We start from the raw sequence: 4,272 nt of genomic DNA, 5'->3' as shown, positions 1-4,272 counted from the left end.
CGAGAAAACGTTTTTCTCTCTGGCATAAAGCAGGTAAAATACGGCTCCTTTATCTGTCCATTAAATCCCTTTGAATACCTGAGGTCAGTTCATGCTTTATCACGAAAACTTTGACGTCATTGTTGTCGGTGGCGGACACGCAGGAACGGAAGCCGCGCTCGCATCTGCACGCACAGGACAAAAAACGCTTCTCCTTACCCATAACATCGATACATTAGGCCAGATGTCTTGTAATCCGGCGATCGGTGGTATTGGTAAAGGTCACTTAGTAAAAGAAGTAGATGCTATGGGCGGTTTGATGGCAGAAGCCATCGACCATGCAGGTATTCAGTTTCGTACACTAAATGCCTCCAAAGGTCCTGCAGTACGAGCAACTCGAGCTCAAGCCGATCGCGCTCTGTACAAAGCGTACGTTCGTAATGCATTAGAAAATGCGCCTAACTTAACGTTGTTCCAGCAATCAGTTGATGATCTGATTGTTGAACAAGATCGCGCAGTTGGTGTGGTAACTCAAATGGGACTTCGCTTCCATGCGAAAGCCGTTGTGCTAACCGTGGGTACCTTCCTTGGTGGTAAGATCCACATAGGTATGGAAAGCTCGTCTGGTGGTCGTGCCGGGGATCCACCATCGATCGCATTAGCGGATCGACTGCGTGAACTGCCGTTCCGTGTGGATCGTTTAAAAACAGGTACTCCACCGCGCATTGATGCTCGTACTGTTGATTTTTCAGTGCTAGAAGCTCAGCACGGTGATAACCCAACGCCTGTATTCTCGTTCATGGGCAAACGTGAACAGCATCCGCGTCAGATTCCATGTTTCATCACCCACACCAATGAACAAACTCACGATGTGATCCGTAGTAACTTGGATCGCAGTCCAATGTACGCAGGTGTGATTGAAGGTATTGGTCCGCGTTACTGTCCGTCTATTGAAGACAAAGTGATGCGTTTCGCTGACAAAAACAGCCACCAAATCTTTATTGAGCCAGAAGGCCTAACCACGCACGAGTTATACCCTAATGGTATCTCGACCAGCTTGCCATTTGATGTGCAAGTACAAATCGTGCGCTCAATGAAAGGGTTTGAAAATGCACACATCGTTCGCCCAGGTTATGCGATTGAATACGATTTCTTCGATCCACGTGATTTGAAGCAAACGTACGAGACGAAGTTCATCCATGGTTTGTTCTTTGCTGGCCAGATTAATGGTACGACTGGCTACGAAGAAGCCGCAGCGCAAGGCTTGATGGCGGGCCTAAACGCAAGCTTGTTTAGCCAAGACAAAGAAGGCTGGAGCCCACGTCGTGACCAAGCTTACATGGGCGTGTTGATTGATGACTTATCGACCATGGGTACCAAAGAGCCGTACCGCATGTTCACTTCTCGTGCGGAATACCGCCTGCTACTTCGTGAAGATAACGCCGATTTACGTTTAACGGAAAAAGCGCGCGAGCTAGGCTTGATTGATGATGTTCGTTGGGCTCGCTTTAACGAGAAAATCAACAATATGGAAACGGAGCGTCAGCGTTTGAAAGCAACGTGGATGAATCCGAAGTCAAAGGGTGTTGATGAGTTGAACAAGCTGCTGAAAACCCCAATGGCCCGTGAAGCGAGTGGTGAGGATCTTCTGCGTCGTCCAGAGATCACTTATTCGCAACTGACGCAACTTGAAGCGTTTGCTCCTGCTCTTGAAGATCAGCAAGCGGCTGAGCAAGTTGAAATTCAAGTGAAATACGATGGTTACATCAAGCGTCAGCAGGAAGAGATCGAAAAATCACTGCGTCACGAAAATACCAAGTTACCTGCTGATTTGGATTACCGCGATGTAAAAGGTTTATCAAACGAAGTCGTTGCTAAACTGAGCGAGGCCAAACCAGAGAGCATCGGTATTGCATCACGCATTTCTGGTATTACGCCTGCTGCAATTTCTATTCTACTTGTTCACTTGAAAAAGCATGGTTTGCTGAAGAAAGGTGAGGAAGAATAATGAGCGCATTGCGAACAAAGCTGGATTCACTGATCGCGAAAACCGATTTGGAAGTGTCAGAACAGCAACGAGAGCAGTTAGTTGGTTATGTCGAACTGCTCGACAAATGGAACAAAGCATACAATTTAACATCGGTACGTGATCCGCTTGATATGTTAGTGAAACATATTCTTGATAGTATCGTTGTAAGCGCACACCTGCCCGGTGAGCGCTTCATTGATGTTGGTACTGGTCCGGGGTTACCGGGCATCCCTTTGGCAATCATGAACCCTGAGAAAACCTTCTTTTTGCTCGACAGTCTTGGCAAACGCATCCGTTTTATCAAGCAAGTTGTGCACACATTAGGGCTGAAAAACGTGACACCAATTCAAAGTCGCGTCGAAGAATTCCAGCCTGAAGAAAAATTTGATGGCGTTTTGAGTCGAGCTTTTGCTTCAATGACAGACATGGTGGAATGGTGCCACCATTTGCCGAAACAAGAGCACGGGGTGTTTCTAGCGCTGAAAGGACAGCACCCTAAAGATGAAATGGATCAGCTTCCTGAATGGTGCAGTGTGACAGAGATCATATCTTTGGCTGTTCCTGAGTTGGAAGGTGATCGTCATCTAGTAATCTTATCGCGCAAGGAAAATTAGCGAGGTAATCGTGGGTAAAATTGTAGCAATCGCCAACCAGAAAGGTGGGGTCGGCAAAACAACAACGTGCATTAACTTAGCGGCTTCGATGGCGGCAACAAAGCGCAAGGTTTTGGTGATCGATCTCGACCCGCAAGGTAATGCTACGATGGCCAGTGGCGTGGATAAGTATATGGTCGACGCCACCGCATACGATCTTTTGGTCGAAGATACACCGTTCGATCAAGTCGTTTGTACCCAAACAACAGGGAAGTATGATTTGATCGCGGCGAACGGAGACGTAACCGCGGCAGAAATCAAATTGATGGAAGTTTTCGCTCGTGAAGTGCGTCTAAAAAATGCATTGTCGTCAGTTCGCGATAACTATGATTTCATCTTTATTGATTGTCCTCCTTCTCTAAACCTTCTTACAATCAATGCGATGGCGGCAGCTGACTCTGTGCTGGTGCCGATGCAATGTGAATACTTTGCGTTAGAAGGTTTAACTGCTCTTATGGATACAATCAGCAAGTTAGCGGCTGTTGTGAATGAAAACCTCAAAATCGAAGGTTTATTGCGTACCATGTACGACCCACGCAACCGCTTATCGAATGAAGTATCCGATCAACTTAAAAAACACTTTGGGAATAAAGTTTACCGTACTGTCATTCCGCGTAATGTTCGTTTGGCTGAAGCACCAAGTCACGGTAAGCCAGCAATGTACTACGATAAGTACTCCGCAGGTGCCAAAGCGTATCTTGCTCTAGCGGGCGAAATGCTCCGCCGCGAAGAAATCCCAGTTTAACTCTAACCTAAGGAATTCAATCCCATGTCTAAGCGTGGTCTCGGAAAAGGACTGGATGCGTTATTGTCGACCAGTTCGTTTGCTCGTGAAAAACAGCATATTGCATCGCATAGCCAAGAATTATCGGCAGACGGTGAGTTAACCGATTTAGCGATTGGTCAATTGCAGCCGGGCGTATACCAACCGCGTAAAGATATGGCGCCTGAAGCGCTAGAAGAACTAGCGGCTTCGATTCAATCACAAGGCATTATTCAACCAATCGTGGTTCGCCAGGTCGAAAATGGTCAGTTTGAGATCATCGCAGGTGAGCGCCGCTGGCGTGCTGCAAGGCAGGCGGGTTTAAAACGCGTGCCGTGTTTGGTGAAAAAAGTTGAAGATCGTGCCGCCATCGCCATGGCGTTGATTGAAAACATTCAACGTGAAGACTTGAATGTGATTGAGGAAGCCCAAGCGCTTGAGCGTCTACAAGATGAATTCACGCTGACACATCAGCAAGTGGCCGATGTGATTGGTAAATCAAGAACGACGGTCAGTAACCTATTACGTCTGAATCAGTTGGAAGTTGATGTAAAAGGTCTGGTTGCAGATAAAAAATTGGAAATGGGTCATGCTCGAGCTCTGTTAGCGTTAGAAGGCGAACAGCAAGTCGAAGTAGCTCAACAAGTGGCTAAGAAGCAAATGACTGTTCGCCAAACCGAACAGTTAGTAAAAAAGTGCTTAGCCCCACAAAATGAGCAAAAAGGGCAACAAGAGGATACCGAAGCCGAGCAAATGTCGCATAAATTGAGTCAGCTGCTTGATGCAAAAGTTTCTCTTACCCGTTCTGCAAACGGAAAAGCGAAATTGACGATAAGTCTTGATGAGCC

Annotated in this window: 4 protein-coding genes; all 4 read left to right on the top strand. The window is 46.8% G+C overall.

The window, feature by feature from the left end:
* Window positions 1-91 precede the first annotated feature (91 nt).
* Entirely contained in the window at window positions 92-1,987 is a 1,896-nt protein-coding gene (gene mnmG, locus CAG68_RS00030; protein ID WP_161440622.1) for a tRNA uridine-5-carboxymethylaminomethyl(34) synthesis enzyme MnmG, read from the top strand.
* On the top strand, window positions 1,987-2,622 hold the full coding sequence (gene rsmG, locus CAG68_RS00025; RefSeq protein WP_005378902.1) for a 16S rRNA (guanine(527)-N(7))-methyltransferase RsmG: 636 nt from the start codon (window positions 1,987-1,989) through the stop codon (window positions 2,620-2,622). Before mnmG ends, rsmG begins: the two co-directional genes overlap by 1 nt.
* Before the next feature lie 10 nt (window positions 2,623-2,632).
* Window positions 2,633-3,406 (top strand): ParA family protein, encoded by a 774-nt coding sequence (locus CAG68_RS00020; RefSeq protein WP_005383838.1) that lies wholly within the window; start codon window positions 2,633-2,635, stop codon window positions 3,404-3,406.
* Window positions 3,407-3,430: 24 nt separating this feature from the next.
* Window positions 3,431-4,272, top strand: an 842-nt coding sequence (locus CAG68_RS00015; protein ID WP_161440621.1) for a ParB/RepB/Spo0J family partition protein, incomplete at its 3' end; no start/stop codon positions are given.

Source organism: Vibrio sp. V42_P2S4T144 (assembly GCF_009904715.1).
GTDB lineage: Bacteria > Pseudomonadota > Gammaproteobacteria > Enterobacterales > Vibrionaceae > Vibrio > Vibrio alginolyticus.
The sequence above is the reverse complement of the archived record's forward strand: the minus strand, read 5'-3'. Positions and strand labels throughout refer to the sequence as shown.

Excerpts from the sequence above, each read along its gene's own strand:
- mnmG (WP_161440622.1), top strand. The coding sequence starts at position 92 with ATGCTTTATCACGAAAACTTTGACGTCATTGTTGTCGGTGGCGGACAC.
- rsmG (WP_005378902.1), top strand. The coding sequence starts at position 1,987 with ATGAGCGCATTGCGAACAAAGCTGGATTCACTGATCGCGAAAACCGAT.